Here is a 25,682-nt window from a genome sequence, read left to right on the forward strand (position 1 = left end):
TTCAATTATCTAAATAGCCCCTTCTGGTAGATCAAATACCTAAAATAGTATACAAAAAGCTCATTTTAGTAGATTTAAATGAGCGTTTTTAGTTATTGACATATATCAATTAGTTATAAAATACCGTAAAATAAGTCTTTTACAGCCTATCAAACCCATACATATGAGTACAATAAGTACTACAAAAAATCTATTCTAGTACACTATAAACAAAGTGTGTAAGTTGCTTTACACTATTACTTAAGGATTGCGCCGTTGTGTTTATAATCAAATCGGCACTTTCAGGTTCCTCGAAAATATCATTTACCCCCGTTAAATTATGCAGTTTATCTGGATCTTCATCAGGCAATAAGGCGCGCTTGTAAAGGCCTTTGGTATCCCGTAGTACCAAGACATTGATTTGACAAGTTATATATATTAAAGCTGCATGATAACTTGCCTTTAAATAATCTCTGCTTTCATTAAACGGGTTAATGGCAGCTATTATGATCACATCGAAGTCATTCTCTATACTTTTAGCATACTGCCCAAGTCGCTTAATGTTCTCTATCCTATCTGCTTTGCTAAAACCTAAATCTTTGCAAAGGCTTTGCCGGTACACATCCCCATCAATAATTTTAACCCTTAAATCCTTACTCAGCCTTTCAAACTCCTGTGCAATAGTAGATTTCCCTGCGCCAGAGAGTCCTGTAAATTGAATAATTTTAGCCATTAGGGTTTAGTTAATTGTTTCAAAAAATCTTCATATGCCATGTTGGCTACCGGATAGCTGGCTAGTGTTAACTTATTATCGCCTTTAAACTTTTCCCCCGGACTTTTACTATAGAAGTTTAACCTGTTAAACATTCTTTCATCTGCCGAATCTGATAAATCCACTACCTTTAAAAACTGAGACAACAGTAAGTTCGTTCCCCAGCTGTAATCATAAAAACTATCTTTTGGATGATTGAGCAAGACAATATCTTTTAAAGCATCATAATATTTGGCCAATACTTCCGCGGTGAATAAGTTAAAGTCTTCATAGTGCTTTTCTGCTATATCAACCTTTAAAATACTTGGATTAACCATACCTGGCACGCTATGAATGCCTCTTCTTTGCTGATGAGAGGCAATAATGGCCTTCGGTTCTCTGGAAAGGAAAAAGAATGGGGTATCTGGAAACCATTTTCGCAATAACGGGTAAAAATGAATATGCCAGCTATCCAATTTCACATGTAGTTGTTTATATTCTCTTTTCCTTTTCTGGCCCATCAAGGCTAATGCCGATTTAAACCAAAGTTCTTGCTGTTCTTCCGTTATCGACGGATCTTGTTCCTTCATTCTTAAAAGCTCATCAATTAAGGGGGCTTCTGCAAAAACAATATTGGTTTCGGCAGTTGCCAAAGCCTGCGATAATAAGGTAGAGCCACACCGGGAAACATGGAAGATAAATGCAGCTGGTGGTATAAAATCAATCCCATTTGCTGCTTCTACTAAAAAGTCTAGGTTGCTCGCTGGCGAATATCTAGACCTTTCCCTCATTTTAATGTGGCAATGCTGGATGGTTTCATCAAAAAAAGGCTCTTCAATATGCTTATCCTGTAAATCCAGCCACAAAAGCTGCCAGTCATTTTCCTGATACGATAGTTTATAAGGAATCCAGTTTATTAGTGCGCTCATTCCAGATTTTTCTTCAATTGTGCTACCAACGTTTTAGCCACTGGCGTATCCATTTGTTCCAGTTCAGCTATCATTTTTAAGGTAGTATCCCGATCCGGAGCTTGATTTTCTTGCGCAAAATTATAGCCATTGGCTTCGAATAACTGATCTGTCCATTCATTTCTCAGGGCATCAATTACCAGGTGAACCCGAATGTTTTCTCCCCCATTAATAATGCTGTGGGTTTGATCAAAATCGATATACCAACAAGAACCTTCCTCCAGTATCAACTGCTCATCTCCCACTATAAACTTCAGCTGGTTGTTGGTTTGAATTGGAATATGTATCCTCAACACACCTGCCTCATAGTTACAGCCCCTATCTCTATGGGGTTTAATTTCTGCCCCCGGGTGTAAAGCCAGTAAACGAATGGTTTCTTTCGGGCATTGCCACTCTTCAATTATGGATTTGATATAAGGCAATTGATTCAATAATGGCGTGTCCTGATATTGATCAACACCATAATTGGCCAAAATATCCTGCTCCTTCCCACTGGCAGAACGCAGTGAAATACTCTGCCAATCGCCTTCGTAATCTTTCTTATTGAAATGATCTACCCAATCTTGCTGCAACGCAATGTCAAGCTCGGCTTTGAGTAATGAAATGTTATATTGCTGGTTAAACTGGATGTATTTTAGCAAGGTTGAGATGTTTTCTGTAATATTAGTTAAGTGTTTTTTATTGCGCAAGTATTTATTTCAGTTTTTATCGGTCCTGTAACTCACAACACGCAACCCATAACACTTTTTAACCATATAAGCCCATAGAAGAAAGATATAAGCAATGCTAATAAACAAATAAGCCCTACTTATTTTATAATATTTAACCAGAGACTAATTTCGCATTAAGATCCCCGCCTGCGTGAGGATGACGGACTATTAATAGAGATAAATACAGCTTAACCACCATGCCTGGCTCTGAACCATGCAACTCCCCTACTTATTTTCAAGGAGGGGGTGTGTAAGCCTGTGTTGTGGCGGGGGTGGTTTCTGCGCATTGACTCATAACACGCAACACATAACCCATAACATTTTTAACCACGAAGAACACCAAGTTTTCACAGAGAAAAAGAGGCTTAGTGCAGCAGCCCGTAACACATAACACGCAACCCATAACACTTTTTAACCATATAAGCCATAGAAGAAAAATATAAGCGAAGCTAATCAACCAATAATACAGTATCCCACAAGGTTTCTGCACTATGCTAACTAAAGTTCATCAGTTCACACCACCTTTCCTAAATGCGGATCCGGCCTAGCAGCATTTCGCAGGATAGGAAATCAATGGGTTACGGGTTGCGTGCTATGAGTTACGAGTCTGGGGGCATAGCCATGCTGAGTTTTTCATACCCATAACAGGCAACTCACAACCTGTAACACAAACATTACCGCAAGTAGCATTCGGATGATCCTAGTCAAGAAAGGATGCAAGCCTTGGGTTTATTCATTAGTATTTATTGTTTTTAATGGCATTCATGAGCTCGCCAAGGCTCGGTTTGGTTACCTTTTTGCAAAGAAAAAGGTACGAGCCCTTCCGGCGGCGAGGAAAAAGAAACCATTAGGTCGTAGCGAGACGCTACCAATGCTATTAAGTTAAGGACTTTTGGAGCTTTTTTCGATAATTTTCCGTATATTTATGTACAATCATTAAAAAATACATGAGTATAATTTCCAGCAATATTTCAAAGGAGAAACATCTCGTTTCTCTTAAAAAAAACATGTGATTTTATTCAAAAAAATCCTACTCCTGAGAAATATATTACCAAAGCAAAGTTTTTCATCAGAGATCGCTCGCTCACCTTTCCGATCGTTGTTACCTCAATTTTAAATCTATTCAAGGAATCTGTTGAGTACAATATTTCAACTCTATTGCCCAAATTCAAAGTCAAAACAGTTACTGGGGCAGCTTTCTCGCTGGCACGTTATAAGGTTGAAATTTCATTTTTTCAGGATCTGAACAGCATACTTGTGGACTTTCATCAGCGACACTATGTCAAACGCTGGAAAGGATTTCAGTTGATCGCTGGCGATGGCTCAACGGTCTCCCTGCCCGCATCACCAGCCATAAAAAAATACTTTGGCGTTTATTCTGAGAATGAAAATGGAGCCAAGAGCTGTCTTGCCCAATTGTTTATGCTTTTTGATATCAACACAAAGACGGTATTGGCGAGTAGGATAAGCGAGATGAAGAACTCAGAGAGAACTCTTTTCAAGGATTGCCTAAATAACCTGGCGGTCGACAAGGCCATTTTTGTATTAGACAGGGGATTTGGTTACTTCAATATATTCAAGAGGCTTATTATACAGAAAAGGGACTTTTGCATTAGGGTTAGCTCATCGAATTCTACATTTGCCAAACAGGTAATGAGTAATCCATGTGAGGATTTCATTACTGAGTGGCAACCAAGTGAAAGGGAAAAAAGAACATGTGCCGAGCACGGACAGGATTGCGAACCCATAAAAGTAAGAGTTTCAAAAATCAAACTCAAAACTGGAGAGATTGAACTATTGATATCCTCACTTAAGCCTAAGGACATCAGCTTAGCAGATATTGACAAGCTGTATGCTCTAAGATGGGGGATTGAAGAGGGTTTTAAGCCCCAAATGGAGCTCGAGCAGTTTGGTAGTCGTAAGCCAGAAGGTATAAACCAGGAATTTAAGGCCCATATTTTTATGATGAACCTTGTTGCATTACTGGGGATTACCGTACAGGATACGATTGAAAAAAACATGAATAAAAGAAGATACAATTATATCTTCAACTGGCAAAATGCATTCAGATTTGTTAGAAACAGCCTAATTGAGTTGCTGATGGGATTAAAAATAAAAACAATAACTAAAGGGCTAGTCAAGCAGATTTCAGAAACTGTAGTTGCGGTAAAGCCAAGGAGGAGCTTTCCCAGAATTAAAGTTCGGCAAAATAAGAGCAGGTTGCAACAAACATATAAATAAGCTTAACTTAATAGCATTGGAGACGCTACAACTAGAAAAGCGGTGAGGAAAGAAATGACGACCCCTAAGAGGATAGGGAATATTCCTGTTTGCAAAACAAGGTTGGGCATCCGCCGCAACCTTGTTTAAACCAACTAACTATCAATTAAATGAGAAAACAAAACCTCTCTTTAATTGAACTATGAGCGGTCCTCTAACCGCAGGTATTTCTACCCCCTTCATAGATTCTGTTTTACTTGAATGAAAAGCAAAACGGAAAAACTTTAACTATGGAAGCCTCCTGAAATTATCTCGTAGCACTTCCAATTTTATACGGCAACCTGGGAAAATCCTTTTGGGCCTGTTTAAATTGAAGATCATATTCTGGAGGCCATCCAAACGCCTTTTCAGCTACTTCCTGTAGGTTTACCCCCGATGCCCCGCTCCAAAAGTGAATAAACTCACCGAAGTTGAGGTTTCGGCTGTAACGCCCATCCCTGCGCTTCGGAAAGTTTTGTGCCAGCAACAAGAAATAATTGTTCAGCACCTTCCCTTCTCCATATTTGCTGTAAATGGGGAAAAACCAATTTTTAAACCACTGCGTGCCCGATCTCGGAAAATCATCATACTGCGTTTGCATCTGTGTAAATACCTTTTGCGCTTCCTCAGTCATTCCAATATTTAGGAGCACATCATAATTGAAGATCTCCATAAATTTACTGTCTCCCCACAATACATCAGAAGGCGAACCTTTGGTTCCATGACTGGCACTGGTTACAATATGCCCCATCTCATGAACCGGCATACCAATCTGCTCTCCGGTAGGGCTGTCCCAGTGGGTTAATCCGCAATCAATTACATTTCTATAATCATGGCTTGCATCAAAAAATGGCGATGGGTGCCCGCCTGCATAGTCCTTTCCGGTAGAACGGTGCAGGATAACGTAAAGCTTCGGATCTGCTCCGAAATCGCCATAGTTGCGCTTAACATAAGACCAGCAATCGGCCATTACAGCAATTGGCCATTTAACCTTCTGCGACATATTTTTATCATAAAAAACGGCCACATGTTGATTGCTTCCTACCAGTTTTAATTCCTCCTGATGTTCAAACCAATGCTCCTTCCAAATGGAGTCTGGTGGCATTGTACTTTTTGGAATAGTGGATTGACTATTTCCCTGTGCTGTAGATTTGGAAACAAAACCACCAATAAAGCAAGGAATAAGTGTGTAAATAAGCGTTTTAGCAATTGTTTTCTTCATAATTATATTAGTTCCCTACTTTATCTTTAAGAGAGAATGTTTATCTGTTCCAGAATGATATTTCACTGATATTACTGTAATAAGCATCACCACTGGCCACTTGCAATACCCGAATACGGATATACCTCATGGCAGGCAATCCAGCTGGAAGTATCACTTTAAAGGGTGCCGATCCATCATCGGTCCGTTCAACGGTTTTGAGTAGTGTCCATCCCCGTCCTCTTGATTCTGCTGTCCATCCCGGAGAATTTCCAGGCGATTGTGTTTCGGCACCTGTCAGGTCTGCAATTCCCCAGATCTCAAATTTGGTTGGATTATTACAGCAGTCGCGACCAATAATTTCAAATTGTGCCAGGTTGGATATCGTTTTGCCCATATCAAAGGTAAAATGATGTGGAATTGGGGTCTTGTCATCGCTGTGGAAAATATCCGGGTACCCTGTAGGGGCCTTATTTCCATTCCAAAGCTTGGAAAGTGAAGTTTCGCCAGAATAAGTACCCACATCATTAGTTAGCTTTAAGGGCTTAAACAACGACTTATCTACAGGAACCATGATATTGCTCAGGGAGTCGAAATCTGCTGTATAAAAAGTATCTATCGCCGATCTTACCGGTACGTAGGCCGATCTAAAATAAACCTTCGTACCTACCTTGTAATCGGCAAGCCTGATAGAATGCTCATCGGGGCCTAGCGAACGCTTTTGAATACTGCCATCCTTGTAGGTATATCGTATTTCTGTTGCAATATTTATGGTATCGGGCTTTTCAAAGTTTAAGGTTATTCCAGTGTCGTCCAGCTGATATGGATCTGCGGCCACTAAAAACCGATTCGTTAAACTCGTTTTATAACTATCGCCATAAACCTTTACATTGTTAACCTGCACCGGAACCGATTTGTTGCCTGCCTTATCATAAGAATAGATGGTAAAGGAGTAATTGTATTCTACCAGGTTGGGGATAATCACCGAAACATCAGTAATACTTCTATCCGGGGCTTTCATTTCCAGTGAATCTGCCGAATTGTTCCAGAAGATACGGTAATGGGTTACACTCGGATCGGGACTGGCCTTCCAGTTTAACCTCACCCTGTAATTTCCCGGTGCTGCACCAACCTTGCCGGGAAAACCCGGGTAAACTCTTTCTTTTCCATCCAGATATTTTCTGTAATCAAGGGCATCCTTGCTACAGCCGAATAATACTGCTATGGCCATAAAAACCATCACAATAATGTTTATATTTTTAGTTGTCATCTTCTATCAAATTTTAGTTGGTATTTCCCCAGAAAGATAATTCCATAACGTGGGCAAAATCTGCATTTCCCCAGGTAGAGTTCACCGCAAGCCTGATAAATCTGACCTTCGGCACATCTAACGCAATGTTAAATTCAAATCCAGCCTTAACCGCAGCCAGATCTAAAGGTGTGGTTTGCCCTGGCGAATTGCCCGATGGGGGTGGTGGACAAGTAAAATTACCCAGATTGGTCCAGTCGCCTACCATGGTACCCTTGGCCGAGTTTACTGGCAAATCGGCATCTGCGGGAGCGGTTTTGGCTGAGCCCCAGAGTGTCCATGCCTTTGGATTGCCATGGTTATAAGAATAATCGTTACCATAAGCTTCTCCCCTTTCCCACAGTTTATAGCGGCTCAGTTTGGTGAGTACGCCCATGTCGAAAGTACAAAGCTGAAGTGCCTTACCAAAGCCCGCTTCGGTATGCCATCCAGGATCGGAAGTGTTGTTATCCCAAAGTCTGGAAGTATTCCAGCCAAGTCCGGTAGCACCCAATGGAGAATCGGAAGGCAATCTGTATTCGCTAAATCGCGTTTTTGGCACCATAATCTCAAAAATCGGACTGATAGATTTATATAAGGTATCGGATATATTTCCCCACCTATCGGTTACGTACACTCCAAAATCTCTTTTCAAGGTATCAAATCCCCTTACGCTGAAGTTGATATTTTCAGCCTCGGTGTAAAACTGTTCTATGGGCAACATTTTCCCTGTAGTTTTATCATTGGAGATTACAATCACCCCAATTGGTTTTTTAGCAGGGTTACTGGCTATCACATTCACCCCACCAAAATCGGGCTGAATTTGTACTGTTGGATATACGGATAAATAAGATGGTGTGGCTGGTGTTACACGTACCTGTACCGGATCGCTTTTCACATTTGCACGAGATACCGCATAAAGGGTAACTTCATAATCGCCGCTTTTTTCAAATCCTTCCACCCTGATGGTGTCGCTATAGTACGAAGATTTGGATTGCCTCACAGTACGCGAATTTATCCTGTACTCTGCCTGTACATAAAGCAAATTTTCCGAATTAGGGAGTGCGTAAGAAATAATAGCAGCACCTGCAAGATTCTGCACTTTTACCCCGGTCAATATACCGGGCTTAGCCATATCTGTAGACACAACCTCGTTAAAGCCCTCACTTTCCTTGCAGGAGTATAGCGAACAGGCCAGCAACAACATTACCAGGAGCTGCATGGTGCAGAAACTGTTATATAGTCTTAATCTCTTTTTCATAATTGTCTTTTTAAGGATTTACCAGTAAGGATTTTGAACCAGATTAGGATTCACAATCAGGTCATTATACTTTATTGGCCATAAATAATCTTTTAAACCGAATGCCGGAATAACCAGATTCCGCTGTCTGTAATAACCTTCAGGAGTGGTATCCTGAATATTCCAGCCTTGTAAGGGCTTGCTCAGCACCTCCTGTATAATCTTCCAGCGTCTGAGATCCCAGCCTATCCTTCCTTCAAAGCACAGTTCAATACGTCTTTCCTGCTGAATAATTGACCTCAGGCCATCTTTACTGGAAACTTTTCCCGGATTGGATGAATAAGTTGACCAGGATTCCTTAACCCCTTTTAACCCTGCACGGGCACGTACCTTGTCTATATAGCTGTAAACTTCATCTGTAGGGCCGTTTACCTCGTTAAGCGTTTCTGCATACAACAAGTAAAGTCCTGCCAAACGGATGAGCGGCATTCTGAAACCTGCCTGGGTAACTTCAGTTCCAAAAACCGACTGATAGTTAACCAGTTTGCTTGGCCAGTATCCAGATACGTTTACCCTGATATTATCTTTCGGACCCGCCAGCGAAGATCCGCCGCGTGCCTGTACAAAAAGCATATTTTCCGGATCGGTTTGTCCGTTACCAAAAAAGCAGCTTCCATCGAATGATAGATCGGCATAAAACCGGGTTTCCCTATCCATGTGCATTTTGATGGTTTGATAGCCATTTTTGAGGTAATATTTGCTTTCGCTACCCACAGCGGCAACCGTGTAACGTCCTCTGTAATCGTAGCCAAGATCTTCATTAATTGGCACACCATTTTTAGAATAAAAGAGTTCGGCCATACCAATAGGCACCGCAAAATTACCCGGTGCACCGCCCATGTTCTGTACCATGGCATTGGTAAGCCTCGGCATGGCCATAGATTGTAAACCGAATACTGGATTAAGCGCCCAGATCACTTCCGAATTTTTTTCCCAGTTTTCGGTAATGCTCTGCCTGATGTCCATTACCGTTTGTAAAGGTGCAGGTATAGCTGGTAAATTCCCTGGTGAAACAAAACGATAAAGCCCCAGGTTACTTTCCTCACATGATTTAATTGCAGCTTTACAGGCCAGCATGGCCTTCGACCATTTATCGGCATTAAAAGCACTCGAAAATAGGTTAACCCCATCTTTATCTTTAAAGCCTTTGTAATCAGGGTTTCCGTTAAAAAACGGACTGGCTTGTGTGGTCAATACCTCAGCCTTAACCGATAACGCAATATTTTGGGTAATTCTGCCCAGGCTCTGTGCCGGGTCCTGAATGGTACGTGGCAAATCGGGCGTAGCTTCATCCAATAGCGATACAATGTAATCGAAACCTGCATCTACAGGTTCGCGCTTTATCCTTACCTCCTCTGTACCCGCATCTATGGCCAGGTTTTGTTTAATTAAAGGAATCGGGCCATACATCCGTAACAGATAAAAATGATAGTAGGCCTTTAGAAATTTTACCTCGGCTATCCAGCGGTTTCGTTCAAATTGGGGCAAATCCTTCGGGCGATCGATATTCTCCAGAAAAATATTACACCTTCTGATTGCTTTAAATATGGGTTGACCAAGTTGTTCACCATCCCAATAGTTCAATGATGGATTATCGGTAGTTTGCAAACCCCTGATGAGGTGAAACCCCTGTTCTGCCTCCCTGCTGCCAAGGGTTGCCTCGGTTAGCGTATTGGGAAAATAGATCTCTCCGGAAGTGGTAAAAGCGGCATCACTATTCGATGGGCCCATATTCTGTAAAGTAGAATAACAGGTAAATAAATAGTTCTCTGCCTCATTTCTGTTTCTGAAAGCATAATCTATGGTCGCTACATTGTCTGGCGTTACATCCAGGTATTTCTTGCAGGACAGGGCCATCCCCGAGATCACCGCAATGAGTATGATAAATTTAAAATTAGATTTCATTACTGGTCTCCTTATAAGTTTACGTTGATTCCAATGTTATATACTTTCTGAATCGGATAGCTGAAGCCATTAGAGGCCAGTTCAGGATCCCAATCCTTAAACCTGCTCCAGGTAAAGGGATTTAGCGCATTGAAATAGATTCTGCAGTTAGACAGGAATGCCCTTTTCGACAATTTATCAGGAAAAGTATACCCCAGTTCTACCGACTTCAATCTGATGAAGGCACCGTCTCTCATCCACCAGGAGCTGGTTTGAAGATTGTTGCTGATCTCTGAAGAGGTGGTTCCCAAGCGCGGGTACTTCGCATATAAATTTTGGTTCTCTTCTGTCCAATGGCTATCGGCAAAAGGCTGTAATACTTGCCTGTTGGATAAGAAAGGACTAACCTGCGATGGATCTATAAAGAAACTGGTACGGCCTACCCCCTGAAAAAACAGGGAAAGATCGATCTTTTTAAATCCCATAGACAAACCTGCACCATACACTATTTCGGGTGTCGAAGGCAGGCCAATAAAAACCTGATCGGCTTCCGTAATCTTTCCATCGTTGTTAACATCGGTATACTTAATATCTCCACCCTTAGGTGCCGATGCGCCTGCTCCAAACAGCTGGCTTGGCGAAGCTGCTGCCTCCTGGTCATCAACAAAGAGACGTTCGGCAATATAACCCCATCTTACCCCAATTTTCTGACCGGAAAGAAGGCGCCAGGGCTCACGATACGCCGGCTGTTCGTACTGCCCGTATTTATTTTGAGAAAAGGTAAAATTAAACCTTCCCGACATCCAAAATCCACCTCTAAATGTTTTACTGTAATCTGCCGATAAGTCAATTCCCCTCGAATCTGCCGTACCTAAATTTGCACTTACGGTAGATTCTAATCCCATACTGGAAGGGATAGAAGCGCGTTGCATTAAAATATTATAGCGGTGTTGTTGGTATACTTCAGCAATAATATTGAGGCTTTTAAATAATGTGAGCTCCAAACCAATATTCGTTTGTCTGGAAGTTTCCCAGGTAACCTCATCATTGGCATAGTTGGTAATACTCACCCCCGGGCGTGTTACACCATTAGTTTGCCCGAAATAGGCCGGATTTCCGCCATTCAGGTTAACATTAGAAAGATAGAAGAAACGTTGTGCACCAATAGCATCATTTCCAACCAGGCCATAGCTTGCGCGTACCTTTAGCTTATTAATCGCATATCTAAGACCTCCATTCCAGAAAGCTTCATTAGAAACTACCCATGAACCGCCGATGGTTGGAAAGAAACCAAACCTGTTCTTCTCGGCAAAACGCTCTGATCCGTTATATCCAAAATTAAATTCTGCAAAATAGCGGTTATCATAATTGTAGCCTACCCTTCCCGATAAACCTACATTCCGGTAAGGCAGCGAATATTGAAGGCTGGATAGTCCTGTTGCCGGATCTATCGCATTGGCATACAAACGTTGTTGTCTGGTGGCAATTAAGGTACTGCTGATGTTATGCTTACTACCCAGCTGCTTTGCATAATCTACCACTGCCTGCATATACAAAAAGGTATTAATATCCTTAAATCCAGGTTCAAAGCTCAGGTATTCTGAGGCCTGACCCGGCTGGTTGTTAATCCAGTTTAAACTATATTGATTGCTGATCCTGTCATAAGACGATACATTGTAAAAAAACGGCGAATACTGTCTGGTCAGGTCGAAGTAAGAATATCTGTTGGTGTTAAAAAGTCCTTTAAAGGTTAACCCCTTGGTTAGGAAAGAAAGATCCTGGTTCAGCTCCAGCTGTGCAGACATTCTCGATCTGGAAAATGATTTATATCCCTTCATCATATCTGCATAGGGATTGGAGAAACCAACCGTATTTCCTGTTCCCTCTGTTGAACTGTTACCAAACAGGATATGCGAATCTATCCCTAACGAGGGATTGGCCGGATAAAAGGCTGGAAACAATACCGGACTGGTATGTAGTGCCTTTCTGTAAAGATCGGCAGAAAAAGAACCGTCGTCGGTGATAGGCCCGTTATACTCATCAAAAGTACCCGAAAGCCTTAATACCACTTCTGTACTTGGCGTTACATTGATATTGATGTTGGAACGGAGCTGATAGTTTTCCAGCTTCACGTTATTATTGAAATTGTTTACCGGACTCACCTTTAAGATCCCGTTATCGCGGTTGTAAGAAGTACCGATGTAATATCTGGCAATCTTGCCACCACCGCTTACGCTCCCATTTAGTCGCTGGTTGTTGGTGCTTTCCTTAAAAAGCTCATCAATCCAATTTACTGCAGGGTAAACGTAAGGATTGCTTCCCCGTGCGCCCATTAAGGTTTGCTCCCGGTTGTAAATGTCGTTCTGACTAAATCTCGGTACTCCTAAGGGATTTCTCGTGGTAATCGCCTCATTGTACATTTTCATAAAGGTAATTGGATCGGCAATTTTAAGGTTTTGGGTAGCCTGTGAAATAGAATTTTCAAATCGCACATTTACTTTTGCATTCCCCTCTGTTCCTTCTTTTGTGGTGACCAAAATTACCCCATTAGCACCTCTGGCGCCATACAAGGCCGTTGCACTGGCATCTTTTAAAATAGAGAAGCTGGCAATATCGTCTACCTGCAAACGGGCTAAATCGGTTGGGGTAAGCTCTACGTTATCGACTAAAATCAATGGATCTTGCTTGTAACCAAACGTCGTTACCCCCCTGATAAAAAAGGTAGAGTTATCAAGTCCGGGCTGTCCGCTCCTTTGGTAAGCCACCACCCCGGCAATTTGCCCGGCCAGGGCATTGGTGAGGTTACTGGAAGGAATTTTAAGTTTGGAAGGCGTAATGCTGGTAACTGACCCTACCATTGCTTCCTTGCGCTCCTTCTTTCCGAAGGCGGTAACCACCACATCAGAAAGCGTATTGTCATCTGAGCTCAGTACCAGATCTACCCTGATTTTTTGGGCACTGGCCATGAAGGATGTGGCTTTGAAACCTATCGAGGAGACTACAACTGTAGATCCGGCAGTAACATTTAAAACATACTTACCGTCGCCATCGGTTATGGTTCCCATGCCTGTTTTTCCTTTTACCTGAAGACTTACTCCGGGTATGCCCAAACCGAGGCTATCTTTAACGGTTCCGGAAATTTTGATGGTTGCGTCCTGTTGCGCATAGCTGGGGCTGCCAATCAGCAGCAGGCAGGTACCAAATACTGCCAGCAGTACCCACAGATTCCCCAGATAAGGCATATGCCTTAACTTAGTTGTAAAAATTTGGTTCATAAAGTTTGGTTTGTAGTTTAGGGTTTAATTGATCTTCAAAAAGTATATTATTTCTTCATTTGTGGTCATTATGGTTTTTAAATGGATTATTTTATGGAGTACGTTTGCTGCCTGAGGTATCAAAACTGTCACGTTGAGCTTGTCGAAGCGGTTTAAGTACACTTTTAGTAAAGCCTTCGACAAGCTCAGGATTGACAAGCTTAAGTCGAAGACCTATTTTGATAAGTCTAAACTAAAATGAATTGCCCTTCGACAAGTTCCTGGTAACAATAGATTTTGGTTTTTGCTGAGGTTAATGGCAATGCCATAACCCATAAAAGCAGCCAGATCAATTACCTGATCTGGCTTGCCCGATGCGCTTATCTACGCTCGTTAAATACGCCCAATTCTGCAATGGCTGGTGCGCTGTCGAAATCACTAATGGTAACTTTTATCTTCTCGCACCAAATGCGCTCGAACCTGTAAACGCTCACCTTCTTCCCACCTTCATTCTTTACTTCGAGTGGATTCCATTTTCCATTGGCATAATACTGTAAGCTATAGCTTGCCTTCCTGTTGTTTCCTGCGGTTAACACCACCATGTTACAGGGAATGGCTTTTTCGAAATTCAACTCATACCATGGCGATTTTACCGTTGAATTAGAAGACCAGCTAGACCTGAAATTATCATCGTTAGCAAAATCCATAATATTCATATCGTCGCTCCAGCTACTGTTGCTCTTAACATTTTTGGCCACATTACTTGAGATGATGGGCGCTGCATAAGCAGGTATGCGTGGAAGATCTGCGGCCTTTTTATAGATCTTACCCATTTCTTTAAGTGCCTGCACAGCGTTGTCATCTATCAAACCATTTTTACCCGGGGCTACGTTGAGTATGAAATTGCAGTATGCACTGTTGTAGGGAACAATAAATTTATTTACCAATTCAGTTACATTTTTTACCGGAGTAGTTGGGAAAGAGGTTTTCCAGAACCAGTTTTCTTGCAAAGGCAGGCAGGCAAGTGCCGGAAGCTTGTTGTGTTCTTTAGAGATAAACTGCCCTGCACCCTGCTCGTAAGATTTGATATCAGTATAAAAGAGTGCTTCTGTTGGATATTTAGCGGCATTTAAATCCATCACCAAACAGTTTGGCTGCAACGATTTAATTAGGTAATAAATATCTTCAAAAGGAACTTCATCATAAGAAATCCTCGACCATGGCGCATCCCAACCGTCAATAATTAAGGCCGTAATTTCGCCGTAATTGGTTAATAGCTCTGTAATCTGCTCTTTAATCATTTTAATACTGGCCGGGGTAATCTGGTTCGGACGGATACCGTGATGGGTATCCAATATAGAATAGTACAACATTACCTTTAAACCGTTCTTACGGAAAGCATTTGCATATTCTTTTACCACATCGCGTTTTAACGGCGTGTTCATAACATTGTAATCGGTAGTTTTGGTATCCCAGATAGGAAAACCGCTGTGGTGCTTGGTGGTTAAACAACCATAAGTCATGTTAGCAGATTTGGCTGCCTTTGCCCATTGATCTGCATCTAACTTTGGCGATTGGAAAAGCGATAACGCTGCATCTGGATCAGACCAGTCCTGATCCATAAAAGTAGGCATACCATAATGGATAAACATGCCTAAGCCCAGATCTACAAATTCTTGTTGAAGTTCTGGTAATGGTTTGGTGGCTGCTTTCTGCTGGGCATGTGCCGGGCACAGGGATGCTGTCCCTGAAACGATAAGTAGTAATGCTACAATCCTTCTAATGGTCATTTTTCTTTTTTTTGGTAGTTTATTATTGTGTGTTGTTTGCTGGTATGGGCACCTCTAATCCAGGCACTTACTGAAATATGATACAGCGCCCCATGATTAATCATGATTTGGTTTTGGAGCGCCACCAAATTTTCATTATTCAAAGCTACAGTCAACAACCAAAGAATTTATCGAACGAAAACGTAACAGAAACCTAACAAAAGCTTAACGTTATGGCATTTATTAAATATTACAGCTATTTTTAAGGGATAAACATGAAAGATCGCATATATAAGTCTGTAGTACTGGTTAGTTTTCTGATCTTACTTTTGGTACAACTCCGATTAACGTATAATTCTTACGTATTAAGAGACAGAGACTACAGTTTAAAGGAAAAAACGCTGATTAATGATGAATATGGACGCAGTATTTCTGATGATAAAGTTTACAAAGGTGGAGGAAGAATCATTGATTCCATACTATCCAGAAATATGCCCGCACTCCGGCGAACATACCTCACTAACAGAAAAGAATTTGAGAAACTGTCTCAGCGTGTAAGCGATACCTTGTTAAGAGACCTGCAACAGCAAAGCACTATGGACAGTGTTTTCCGCTCCATTGTTAAAAGAAACGGTCTGGATTCCAACCTGCAATACCTGCTCACCTTCCAATCTATTGAGGTAAATTTTGATCCCCTTATTGGCAACATTACCATTTTCGACAGTAAAACGGATACGCTGTTTAAGGCTAATCAGAAAAGTCCTCACGGGATTATAATTAGTGGAACGTTAAGGGATCCGAATACGCAAAACAGGGTTACCAATCTTTCGGTTAGTGGTAAGCTGGTTTACGATTATAGAATTACCTTTAATCTTTTTGTCGACCCTCCAGGCCGTACGTTAAAGGTCGCCTATCAAATGTTGCCCACCTTTTTGCTGGTTGCCCTGTGCATTATCATTATTGTGGGTATTAATTATTATACCTACATCAGCTGGATGCGACAAAAAAAGGAAACCGATGTTAAATCTGATTTCCTGAACAGTATTAAGCACGAATTTAACACCCCCATAACCACCATATTGGTGGCCAGCAAAAGCCTGCACGAAGAAGAGGTACTTAACGATAGAACACGCGTAGAAACCCTCGTGCATATTGTAGAAAGACAGGCCAGAAGGCTTCATTCTCACATTAACCAAATGCTGGAAATTTCGGAAATTAACAAGAATATCAATCTGGAAGAAACAGATCTTAATTATGCTGTACTTACCCTGGTGAACGATTATAGAATTAAGGTTCAGGAACCTCATAGCCTAACTTTCGACCCGCACGGTACAGAAATACTGATGATGATTGATCCTTTTGTGTTTACCACCATGTTGCAGAATATGCTGGATAATTCCTTTAAACACAACCAGCGTGAAATTAAAAAAACGGTGCTTTTTATTACCGAACATCAGGGCAATTATTGCCTCCACATTCAAGATAATGGTAAGGGTATGGATAATGCGGTTAAGGAAAAAATATTCGATAAATTCTTTCGTGCCAGCAAAGATACTAACGTTCCCGGTCTTGGACTGGGCTTATATTATGTTAAACAATGTTTGGATATTCATGGCTGGACAATTACGGTAAAAACAGAATTGGGTAAGGGAACCGAGTTTCTGGTGCATATTCCGGGTAAACAAATCGAATCTGAGACTATAAATCATTAAACTAAATGCTTGAGTATGCCGTATGATATTGTAATAATTGAAGATGAACTCGACTTGGGCAATGTCATCTCTGAATACCTTAAATTAAGGGGCTTTAGTGTACTATGGTTTAAAACCGCAACAGAGGCCCTGGAATATTACCGTGAAAACCAGCAGGAGAATAAACTCGTAATTGTGGATGTTCAATTGCCTGATATGAATGGCTTTGACCTGGCTTCGGCAATGGTTAAGGTTAACCCGAACCAGCCCTTTTTCTTCTTAACAGCACATAATGAAAAGCAGGATCGGCTCCGCGGACTTAAAATTGGCGCTATAGATTATATTGCTAAACCGTTCGAAATTGAGGAACTGGTTTTGAGGATAGGAAATATTATCCATAAGTTTTCTAACCATGCAAAAGCTTTGGTAAGCCCTGGTGCCGGTTTTGTTCCTATCGGAGATTTAAAGTACCAAAAAGATCAGTTGTTTGTATTGATGCCTGATGGCAGAGAAATATCGTTAACGGTTAGAGAGGCCGAGGTATTGGATCAACTTGCAGGCAACATCAATCAGGTAGTAAAGAAAAAAGACATCCTATTGGCCCTGTGGGGAAATGATGATTATTTTAATGGCAAAAGCCTTGAAGTTTTCATCTCCAGGCTCCGCAGACTTTTTAAGGCATCGGCCCAGGTTAGTATAGAAAACGTGTATGGTTTGGGGTATATTTTGAAGATAAAATAATCTTTTTTTAGTTGCGGGTTGTGGGTTATGGGGCTGGATGCCTAACTTTTTAACGGTCAACTTCTTCAAAAAAATACCATTGCTATTTACTTAAGGAGAAAACTAAAATGTATTGTCATCCTGAGCCTGTCGAAGGGCAATACATTTTTGTTTTCAACTTATCAAGAAGGTCTTCGACAACTTGTCCCGATTTTACATCGGCTACCATTTTCGTTATTTTATAACTACCTAATCTCAGCTGGTTTTGTAATTGGAAACTAAGGTGCCTAAGGTGGTTAAAAATTAACATCACCTCCCCCTACTTTTCCCTAATCCTCAAATACTTCTCGGTAATTACATGATCTACTCCGGCTTCGGGAACTTTTTCAATACCGGTCTGAATCAATGTATCACCGGCAAAGCTAACTTTAAACGCAAAGGTTTTTCCCTCCCAGTTTTTGTCTTTGTAAAAATCAAGAAATTCGGTATAGGCATCTCCTTTAATGCTGTAACGCCCACCACCAGCATCAAAGCCTTCGCCCGTTCCTGCCTGCTTAGATAAGCTATGCCTCAGAAATGAAAAATGGCTATCATTGATAATCTTGATCATACTTTGATCTTTGGTAAAGTCGGTAATGGTTTGCTTTCCCTTCTCGGTTGTTGTAGCAGATAGCAGTTGCCAGCTTCCCTTTAATTTTTCCGATAGGTCTTCTGTTTTAGGGCGCTCCTGTTTGCAGGCACAGAAGATGGAAGCATAACATAAAAAAAGCAGGTTAATCTTTTTCATACAAATCATTTGGTTCGGACCTAATTTAGTGATTAATTCATATTTATTTAATAGTCCCTATCAATTAAGAATTCTAAAGAATAACTGACTGATTTAATACACTACAAAACCCCTTTTACATCAAGGAAAACAATTGCCAAAAAGCAAAGCTGAAACTGATGCAATACCCTACAATAGATAAAATTTTAAGCTGCTTTACTTTTCTGGTCTGCAAAAATAGTGTTCCCGAAATCATTAAAACAATAAATGCAATTATAGTTAACAATAAAGGATGTTGTAAAAAAGTAGGGAATGCAGATAAATAGGCTGTTCTACTGTCTTCGAATGAGCTGTAGCGGTCAGTAACCCTAAACCACCAAATCATATTGACCACAAAAATTGCCAATAAAACTGTAGCGCTTACAAATTTTGTAATTGGTATTTTCATTTGATCGTTTTTAATATAAAAAAGCTTTAATGCTAAATAGATTAAACTGAGGAATCCCTATCCTATCTCCTTTGGCTCAAACAATTTTAGCGTCTTCCTTTCTTTTCTATATCTAAAATACAAACAAATTTGTCCTATCATAGCGTTCTATTTGATCTAAAATAGTTACACCTTCTTTTTACAACCAAACCGAATGATGTGATAAACTTGAAATGATCGCTCAACATGGTGTTGAAGGTAAAAAACTGTAATGGTATTCATGAGCTCGCCAGTCTGAGGATAAATTTATTTCATATAAATCAATATGATTGACATTTTTTCTCTCCTGCACAGTCTTTCTCCGGCCCGAATTCGACAGGCTCAGGATTGACAATCCATTTTAGTTTTCTCCTTAACTTAATAGCATTGGAGAAGCTACAACTAGTTTTGAATTATTTTTGTCCTGGCAAGATAGCTGTCTTTAAAAAAGAGCATCCAACAGCAACGCTACCAGTGATGCTGCCACTGTACTTAAAAAATTAACCAGGTTATTTCCGATTATACCCTTCCTTTCCAAAAATGCCCCTAACAACGAATCAGTAAGATTACCCAGCGTACCTGCAATGATGATAAGGAAGAAGTTGATGTTCCAGCCGTAACCTAAGACATAAATTATGGCCAGAATGCTGCTTCCAGCAATACCAATCAATGTACCCTCTAGGCTGACCACGCCATCCTGTCCACAACGGTCAGGCTTGAAAGTTACAATATTTAGAAACCTTTTCCCATAAACCGTTCCCAGTTCAGAAGACAGCGTATCCGCTGTAGCCGAGGCAAAAGCAGCTGCCATTGCCGGCAACATGAAATGGCCCAGTTCGGGATAAAAAATAATCACCACACAGCCCATAGCAGCAGCTCCGGCATTCGCCAGCACCTGCAAAGCGCTGCGACCATTTTTGGTCTCTTCTCCCACAGTAAAACCCTGTTTATCCTGCTGTTTCCAGGAAGTAGCCGCAGACCCCAAGATAAAGAATGTAGTCATCATGGCAACGCCTGTGTAACCAGCACCGATAAAAATGAGCGATGCCAATACCCCACCTGTAAGAGCTGCAAGAACGGTCAGTTTCTTAGCCAGGATACTGTAAGCAATACCAGAAATTATGATAATGGGCAAAAGGATGTCGCTATTGAACATTCACAAATATATTTGAATTGTTTTTACCAAAAAGTATATTTTAAAATTGTAGCAGCTTAATAAAGCTATAAAGTAAATTCATTTCAGGGTCTATCCTAAAGATGCTGAAACGAGTTCAGCAAGACGAGATTTTTTATAAGATCTCTCAATAGATTTTGAATATGATTTTCACCCTGAATGAGAATAAGTCTTAGTGAGCGATACAACTAGATTAGCCTTACCTCAAAGATGCTAAAAAAAGTATAGCAAGATGGGATGTAAAAATGGGATCACATTGAAATTTATTTATAAGTTATCCCGCAGATAAAAGAAGATCAACACAGATTAATTGTTTTGCAAAATCACTTTAATCTCCGGAAGCTATTAATGGTATTTGAGCTGATTATGAATCTTGCGAACCGGCATTCATACACACTTTATTCATGAGATTTTATTTCAGCTCGATTTATCTATTTGGATTTATTCTTAATAAACTTAACTTTGCAAAAAAATGCCACACGGATCCGACCCCGTGTGGCGTTACCGGGACTAAGCCCGGATACCTTTAACGTCTAATTAAAAGTAATGCAATTTAAGAAAATTTTACTCTTTGGTGTGTGCTGCAGCGGAATGTTTACAGCTCATGCCAATTTTAGTATTTCTCCGATAGGAAATGATACCAATCCTACCGATAGCCTTCTTCAAACCCGTAATGATGAACAAACCGGGGTAGTGAAAGGAAGGATCACCACTGCTGATGGTAGCGTGGCTGCTCATGTAACTGTAGTCCTGAAAGGCACCCGCTTTGGCTCCATAACCGACGAGGATGGCTTATACCAGATCAGGCGTGTTCCCGTTGGCGATTATACACTTGTAGTTTCAGGGGTTGGCCTTTATCCAAAGGAAAAACAGATCCATGTTTCATCGCGCGGTACCGTAATTGCAGATTTTTCTTTGAAAGAAAACCGTTCAGAGTTAGACGAGGTGCAGGTGAGTACCAACAAGAAAAAATATAAGGTTGATAAAGTATCCGCTTCATTGCGTTTACAATCTCCCCTGATCGAGGTTCCGCAGAACATCCAGGTGATAACCAGCAAGGTAATGGCAGATCAGCAGGTGTTTGATATTGTTGATGGTGTAACCAGAAATGTGAGCGGTACGTTGCGCGTAGGCCATTGGGATGCGCAATATGCCAATATTTTTATGCGTGGCACCAGTATTCCTGCCTTCCGGAACGGTATGAACCAAAAAATGCCCTGGGGGCCATTAGCTGACGATGCGGCAACTATTGACCGCATTGAATTCGTAAAAGGTCCTTCTGGCTTTATGATGGCCAACGGTGAACCTGGCGGGATTTACAATGTGGTAACCAAGAAGCCTACCGGTCAAAACCGCAGTTCGGTAAGTGTAGCCGGTGGTGGTTACAACCTGGGCCGCGCCGCTGTTGACCTGGATGGTAAATTAAGTCGCGATGGCAAATTACTGTTTCGACTGAATGTGGCCGCACAAACCAAAGACAGTTACAACAAATACAATTACACGGATAAATACATTATTGCACCCGTAATTAGCTACCAGATTGATAGCAACACTTTAATCACTGCTGAATATACTACTCAACATGTAGAAGCACAGGCACTGGGTTCTTACGGTTTTTCGCCAAAAGGCTTCGGCGATACTGATCCGACTTTCTTTCTGGGCGATCCGGCACTAGACCCGGCAAAGCTGTATGACCACAATGCCACCGTTTATCTGAGCCACCGTTTAAATAGTGACTGGAAGATCAACGCCCAGGCAGCTTATCTCCGTTATGGTTTAGATGGCGGAACCCCATGGCCTTCAACCATCGCCTCAAATGGCGATATGAAACGTTACCTGAACATCAGCGAGGAATTGGCTATTAATAAAAATATCCAGGTTAGCCTGATGGGCGACCTGACTACGGGTTCTGTGGTGCACCGCATTTTAGGCGGGCTTGATATGGGTAACCTGAAAACCTGGGGCGATTTCTCCAGCAAGCAGCATCCTGATCTTCAGTTGGCAAACAATGCTACATTTAATATTTATAACCCGGTTTACGGCATTCCTTTCACCAATATCCCTTATTTTGATCGTTCGCGCAGCATCCAGAACCGTTCAGGGTCGAATGTATACGCTACTAACCTGACCTATACCGGAGCATACTTGCAAGATGAGATTCGCATGCTGGATGGACGTGTGCGTTTAACCTTAGCCGGCCGCTTCACACATGCGGTAACCGTGGGTAAGACAAACCTTACGCAAATATCTGATAATGTGTTCAGTCCAAGGGCTGGTTTAAGCGTAACCCTGGCGAAAGATTTCAGTGCCTATACCCTCTATGATCAGAGCTTCCTGCCTGTTGCTGGCCAGGATTACGCCGGAGACCCTTTCAAGCCTATCCGAGGCAACAACATTGAACTGGGCCTGAAAAAGGATTTCTTTGACGGTAAATGGAACCTAACCGCTGCCGCATTCCGTATTAAGAAAAAAAATGTACTGACTGCCGACCTTGATCCGGCACACCTGGCTGTGAATCCAAATGCACAGATCCAGTTGGGAGGTGTCATCTCAAAAGGAATTGAACTGGATATAAACGGGGAAGTTACCCCGGGATTGAACCTTGTCCTGAATTATGCACTGACAGATGCCACGATAAGTGAAGACGCTAAACCAGAATTGGTGGGCAGACACACTCCTAACTCCGCTAAACACATTACCAATGGCTGGTTATCTTACCGCTACCAGAAGCAAGGGTCTTTGTTGAATGGCTTTGGATTGAGTGCTGGCTATCAGATCCAACTGGATCGTTATGCAGGATCAACCTCCGTTCCATTGACATTACCAGCTTATTATCGTTTTGATGCAGGTGCTTCCTATGAAAAAGGGAAGATCACTATTGCCGCGGTAGTGAATAACCTTTTAGATCGCAGGCTACTCACGCAAGGATCTTATACCAAGCTCGCCAATGAAACTGCAACATCTGTTTCCTACTATACCTATATCTATGAGGTTCCACGCAATGCGCGATTGAGTATCACCTACCGCTTTAAATAAGTATATCTGATCAATAAAAAAAAGGCACAATGACTAACCATCAAAACCCGGGAAAGAAGAAGCAAAAGGACACGCTTTTTAAGCGCATCAACAATTGGCTGCACTTGTGGCTAGGTTTAGTATCGGGCATCATTGTGCTCATTGTATGCCTAACGGGTTGTATCTGGGTATTTAACGAAGAAATTACCGGTTTGCTGGAACCTGAAACAAAGGTAGCCTGGCAGGATAAGCCTGTAGTTAAGCCCTCCGAGCTGATGCGGATAGCAGCGAACCTGTACCCTGACAAAGTGCCCTCATATGCGAATTATCAACAAGGCAGGGCCATCAACTTAAATTTACGGGCGGCTAATGCCGGTCCGCGGGATCGTCGTACGGGGAATACCATCCTCAAAGTAAATCCTTACACCGGCGAAGTGATTAGTACCGAAGAGCATAAACCGGGGGAGTCAGATTTCTTCAGGTTTATATTGAACGGGCACCGTTTCCTCTGGATGCCTTATGAAATAGGGCGGCCAATTGTTAACTACGGCACCATGATCTTTGTGGTTTTACTCATCACCGGCCTGATCTGGTGGTACCCGAAAAAATGGAATAAATCAACCCGTGATAAGAGTTTCAAGATCAAATGGGGCGCATCCTTTAAAAGGGTAAACCTCGACCTGCACAACGTACTTGGCTTTTACGCCTTATTGTTTCTGGCAGCTATAGCCCTTACTGGAATGGTTTATGGTATCAAATGGTATAGTGAAGGCCTGTACTGGGTTACATCGGGTGGCGATAAGCTGGAGTCATACAAGCGGCTGGATTCTGACTCCACCCTAAAAGGAAAAGGCTATGCGCCGGCAAAAGCCATGGATATGGCCTGGGATCAGATTATTGCACGCCACCCTAAATCGATGGGTTTTTATTATAGTTTTGCCGATACGGCAGAGGCCAAGGCGGCTATCAACATCACCGTGTATCCCAATAAAGGACAGTTTTATAATAGCCAGGGCTACACTTTTGACCAACATTCCCTGAAGGAGTTAAAGCGGCAGGATGCCTATTCAGTAAACTATGCGCAAGCCTCGTTTGGCCAGAAACTGCGAAAAATGAATTACGATATCCATGTTGGCAGCATCCTGGGATTTCCGGGTAAGGTGATGGCTTTTCTGGCTTCACTCATTGGTGCCAGTTTGCCGATTACAGGATTCCTTGTATGGTATGGCCGGAAGTTTAAGAAGAAGAGTAAGAAGCCAAAGAAAAGCTTGGCAAAGCAACCTGATACTGCCCCTTCAGAATCATCGGAAAAACTACTCGCAGAAGTATAAAAACGTAGCCTCGCGCCTTAAAAGCCGGGGCTTTGTTTTAACATTAACTGTAGAGTTATTTCAGACCGTAATATTCAATCGCTTTTTGTTTAAGTGGATTTGTGCTCCAATCTTCCCACACATTGGTTGAGGGATCGTAACCACATTTTAAGGGTTTGGAGATATCTAAACCTGACTGATTGGTGTGTGTGCGTTCTGTAAATGCCCTGCAATCTGTGCAAACATTTCTAAACTCACAATCCCTGCAAACCAGGATATCATTTTTGGTAAGGTTCCAGTAAGCCTTAAATTCCTCATGCTTGATGGCATCTTCTAAAGCAATGTCATTTATGTTCCCAAAACGTTGAGGCATTGCCGGACAGTTTTTGATATTGCCATCTTTATCGATACCTATTTTTTTATTCAGGCAAGAATTATGATTAAGGGCTTCTAAAACCTTCATCAGGTTCGTATCAAAATACTTGAAATCTACTTTTCCGCAAGAATTCAGCCTTAAACTTTGATCGCTAAAAACCAGGTTAAATTTAAAAATATCAGAAGGTTCAACAGGAGGATTTTCACAATTATAAAATATCAAACTGTAAATTCTGGCAGATTTCTCATGCAGTGCCTTTATAAAATCCTGATCAACTTCCGGGTGATAGTGCGAGAAAATCTCGATGCTTTCTACGCATGAGTTGCTAAATGAAGATTCTAAATCTACAAAAGAGGTTAAAGGAAGCGCAGCATCACAATAGATGACCAAATGTTTGATCCCTAAATTGGCGATAGATTGCAGCAGCTGTGGCGACAATAATAAATCGGCCCTCTCCATAAAGATATTCGAAATTTTACTTGCCTCTCTAAACTCGGGGGCTAGCGGAGCAAAATTTTTATCCCAATCCTTCTCGGTAATAAAACCATATTCTTTTTCTAACAGAAAATTCAGATATTCTTGTACTATTTCTTGTGATTCTTCATCATAAAAGGTAAGTACTTCCTCAATAGCGTGTGATTTGAACTCTTCAATAATATTGTACAACTCTAGAGACTGCAACTCGGAATTGTTTCGCTGTAAATCAGAAATCAGGATCCTGTTTATCCCCTTGGTGATTAAAATATCGCTAAATAAATTAAAGTACTTCATAACAATCTGCTAATTGGCTTACATGGTTTT

Annotated in this window: 18 protein-coding genes; 5 read left to right on the forward strand and 13 right to left on the reverse strand. The window is 41.5% G+C overall.

From position 1 onward, the window contains the following. Positions 1 to 190: 190 nt before the first annotated feature. Genes cysC through BMX11_RS17520 form a run of 3 tightly spaced genes read right to left on the reverse strand, consistent with a single transcriptional unit; the run spans position 191 to position 2,387 of the window. Positions 191 to 712 carry an adenylyl-sulfate kinase gene (cysC, locus tag BMX11_RS17510; protein WP_090886627.1) on the reverse strand — a complete coding sequence of 174 codons (522 nt, stop codon included), beginning with the start codon at positions 710 to 712 and terminating at the stop codon, positions 191 to 193. Next, positions 712 to 1,659, reverse strand: coding sequence for a hypothetical protein (locus tag BMX11_RS17515; protein WP_090886629.1), 948 nt, complete (start codon positions 1,657 to 1,659; stop codon positions 712 to 714). The genes cysC and BMX11_RS17515 overlap by 1 nt, the downstream gene beginning before the upstream one ends. Next, positions 1,656 to 2,387, reverse strand: a complete 732-nt coding sequence (locus BMX11_RS17520; RefSeq protein ID WP_245738697.1) for an aspartyl/asparaginyl beta-hydroxylase domain-containing protein — start codon at positions 2,385 to 2,387, stop codon at positions 1,656 to 1,658. The genes BMX11_RS17515 and BMX11_RS17520 overlap by 4 nt, the downstream gene beginning before the upstream one ends. Positions 2,388 to 3,476: 1,089 nt before the next feature. On the opposite strand from BMX11_RS17520, the gene BMX11_RS17530 reads away from it, so the two are divergent. After that, complete coding sequence (locus tag BMX11_RS17530) at positions 3,477 to 4,649, forward strand: IS4 family transposase (protein WP_262502424.1); 1,173 nt, start codon at positions 3,477 to 3,479, stop codon at positions 4,647 to 4,649. A gap of 286 nt (positions 4,650 to 4,935) precedes the next feature. On the opposite strand, the gene BMX11_RS17535 is transcribed toward BMX11_RS17530, so the two are convergent. The 6 genes from BMX11_RS17535 to BMX11_RS17560 all read right to left on the reverse strand — a co-directional run bounded on the left by BMX11_RS17535 (position 4,936) and on the right by BMX11_RS17560 (position 15,384). Continuing rightward, complete coding sequence (locus BMX11_RS17535; RefSeq protein WP_090886635.1) at positions 4,936 to 5,889, reverse strand: hypothetical protein; 954 nt, start codon at positions 5,887 to 5,889, stop codon at positions 4,936 to 4,938. A 40-nt stretch (positions 5,890 to 5,929) separates the two neighbouring features. After that, a complete protein-coding gene (locus BMX11_RS17540; protein WP_090886637.1) occupies positions 5,930 to 7,138 on the reverse strand; it encodes a DUF4998 domain-containing protein in 1,209 nt (402 codons plus the stop codon). Between the two features lie 13 nt (positions 7,139 to 7,151). Beyond that, a complete protein-coding gene (locus BMX11_RS17545; protein WP_090886639.1) occupies positions 7,152 to 8,417 on the reverse strand; it encodes a DUF5000 domain-containing lipoprotein in 1,266 nt (421 codons plus the stop codon). 18 nt (positions 8,418 to 8,435) lie between these two features. Continuing rightward, complete coding sequence (locus tag BMX11_RS17550) at positions 8,436 to 10,361, reverse strand: RagB/SusD family nutrient uptake outer membrane protein (RefSeq protein ID WP_090886641.1); 1,926 nt, start codon at positions 10,359 to 10,361, stop codon at positions 8,436 to 8,438. A gap of 11 nt (positions 10,362 to 10,372) precedes the next feature. Beyond that, complete coding sequence (locus BMX11_RS17555; RefSeq protein WP_090886643.1) at positions 10,373 to 13,615, reverse strand: SusC/RagA family TonB-linked outer membrane protein; 3,243 nt, start codon at positions 13,613 to 13,615, stop codon at positions 10,373 to 10,375. Positions 13,616 to 13,974: 359 nt separating this feature from the next. Then, on the reverse strand, positions 13,975 to 15,384 hold the full coding sequence (locus BMX11_RS17560; protein WP_090886645.1) for an alpha-L-fucosidase: 1,410 nt from the start codon (positions 15,382 to 15,384) through the stop codon (positions 13,975 to 13,977). Between the two features lie 254 nt (positions 15,385 to 15,638). Here BMX11_RS17560 and BMX11_RS17565 point away from each other — a divergent pair, with 254 nt between their 5' ends. Both BMX11_RS17565 and BMX11_RS17570 read left to right on the forward strand, forming a co-directional pair. Continuing rightward, a complete protein-coding gene (locus BMX11_RS17565) occupies positions 15,639 to 17,075 on the forward strand; it encodes a sensor histidine kinase (protein ID WP_090886647.1) in 1,437 nt (478 codons plus the stop codon). A 15-nt stretch (positions 17,076 to 17,090) separates the two neighbouring features. Further along, positions 17,091 to 17,795 (forward strand): response regulator transcription factor, encoded by a 705-nt coding sequence (locus BMX11_RS17570; RefSeq protein ID WP_090886649.1) that lies wholly within the window; start codon positions 17,091 to 17,093, stop codon positions 17,793 to 17,795. 298 nt (positions 17,796 to 18,093) lie between these two features. Here the strand turns inward: BMX11_RS17570 and BMX11_RS17575 are convergent, their stop codons facing one another. The 3 genes from BMX11_RS17575 to BMX11_RS17585 form a co-directional block, all read right to left on the reverse strand. After that, positions 18,094 to 18,561, reverse strand: a complete 468-nt coding sequence (locus BMX11_RS17575; protein ID WP_090886651.1) for a hypothetical protein — start codon at positions 18,559 to 18,561, stop codon at positions 18,094 to 18,096. Positions 18,562 to 18,676: 115 nt separating this feature from the next. Further along, entirely contained in the window at positions 18,677 to 18,988 is a 312-nt protein-coding gene (locus tag BMX11_RS17580) for a hypothetical protein (RefSeq protein ID WP_090886653.1), read from the reverse strand. A 460-nt stretch (positions 18,989 to 19,448) separates the two neighbouring features. Further along, entirely contained in the window at positions 19,449 to 20,162 is a 714-nt protein-coding gene (locus tag BMX11_RS17585) for a DUF92 domain-containing protein (RefSeq protein WP_090886655.1), read from the reverse strand. A gap of 564 nt (positions 20,163 to 20,726) precedes the next feature. Between BMX11_RS17585 and BMX11_RS17590 the strand changes: the two genes are divergently transcribed. Both BMX11_RS17590 and BMX11_RS17595 read left to right on the forward strand, forming a co-directional pair. After that, the gene (locus BMX11_RS17590) at positions 20,727 to 23,216 is read left to right on the forward strand and encodes a TonB-dependent receptor (protein ID WP_090886657.1); all 2,490 of its coding nucleotides are present in this window, start codon (positions 20,727 to 20,729) and stop codon (positions 23,214 to 23,216) included. 29 nt (positions 23,217 to 23,245) lie between these two features. Then, positions 23,246 to 24,526, forward strand: a complete 1,281-nt coding sequence (locus tag BMX11_RS17595; protein ID WP_090886659.1) for a PepSY-associated TM helix domain-containing protein — start codon at positions 23,246 to 23,248, stop codon at positions 24,524 to 24,526. A gap of 55 nt (positions 24,527 to 24,581) precedes the next feature. Here BMX11_RS17595 and gwsS read toward each other — a convergent pair whose 3' ends face one another. Then, positions 24,582 to 25,652, reverse strand: coding sequence for a grasp-with-spasm system SPASM domain peptide maturase (gene gwsS / locus BMX11_RS17600; RefSeq protein ID WP_090886662.1), 1,071 nt, complete (start codon positions 25,650 to 25,652; stop codon positions 24,582 to 24,584). Positions 25,653 to 25,682: the final 30 nt, after the last annotated feature.

Origin of the sequence: Pedobacter rhizosphaerae (assembly GCF_900111155.1) — a bacterium.
In the GTDB taxonomy this organism is placed as follows: domain Bacteria; phylum Bacteroidota; class Bacteroidia; order Sphingobacteriales; family Sphingobacteriaceae; genus Pedobacter; species Pedobacter rhizosphaerae.